Below are 770 nucleotides of genomic sequence, written 5' to 3'. Positions count from 1 at the left end.
GAGAACAGCAGCGGCAGGAGGAGCCGGGGCGGCAGCCCCGCGAACACCGCGCCCTCCGCCTGCGCCGCGGCCACCGCGTCGAGCTTGGCGCGGGTCGACTCGGCCGCGAGCGGCAGCTCGGCCTGGCGGCCGGGCCGCTCCATCCCGTACCAGCGCGCCAGCCTGACCAGGCGGGGGTGGCTCATGTTGAAGTCGAAGAGGGCGCCCGCGTAGCCGGGGAGGTCGTGGGGTGTGAGCGGAACGGTCTCCAGGAGCTCCCCGACGGCCCGCTCGACCACGGCCGCGAACAGCCCCTCCTTGCTGCCGAAGTGCACGTAGATCAGATTCTTGTTCGCCCCCGCGCCGGCCGCGATGCGATCCACCCGGGCGCCGGCGATCCCGTACGCGGCGAACTCCTCCGTCGCGGCCTCCAGCAGGCGGTTCCTCGTGGCGTTCGGGTCTCTGGGCATGGGGCCACCGTACAACTGACAAACCGGTCGGTTACGTCTGCCTTGCATCCGCCGGAGAGCAGGGTCTACAGTCAAGTAACTGGACAGTCAGTTACTTAGTCACCGCCGTTGTCGCAGCACATGCGTGTCCGTCCCGAGGAGTGATCCGCCCCATGTCCGAGTGGTCCCTACAGAACCTTCCCCGCCAGCAGGGCCGTCTCGCCGTCGTGACCGGCGCCAACAGCGGCATCGGCGAGGTCACCGCCGTCGAGCTGGCGCGCGCGGGCGCCGAGGTCGTCCTGGCGGGACGCTCCGCCGACAAGGTCCGCGCCGCCGCCGACC

General features: G+C 71.3%; 2 protein-coding genes. One reads left to right on the top strand and one right to left on the bottom strand.

The features are described from left to right. Nucleotides 1–449, bottom strand: a 449-nt coding sequence (locus tag GT042_RS28640; RefSeq protein ID WP_161311606.1) for a TetR/AcrR family transcriptional regulator, incomplete at its 3' end; no start/stop codon positions are given. Nucleotides 450–601: 152 nt separating this feature from the next. On the opposite strand from GT042_RS28640, the gene GT042_RS28635 reads away from it, so the two are divergent. Further along, nucleotides 602–770 (top strand): SDR family NAD(P)-dependent oxidoreductase (locus GT042_RS28635; RefSeq protein ID WP_161311605.1); only part of this gene is annotated, 169 nt, incomplete at its 3' end.

It is taken from the genome of Streptomyces sp. SID3212 (assembly GCF_009865405.1).
Taxonomy (GTDB): Bacteria; Actinomycetota; Actinomycetes; order Streptomycetales; family Streptomycetaceae; genus Streptomyces.
Note: the sequence above shows the minus strand (reverse complement) of the source record. Positions and strands in the feature narration are given on the sequence as shown.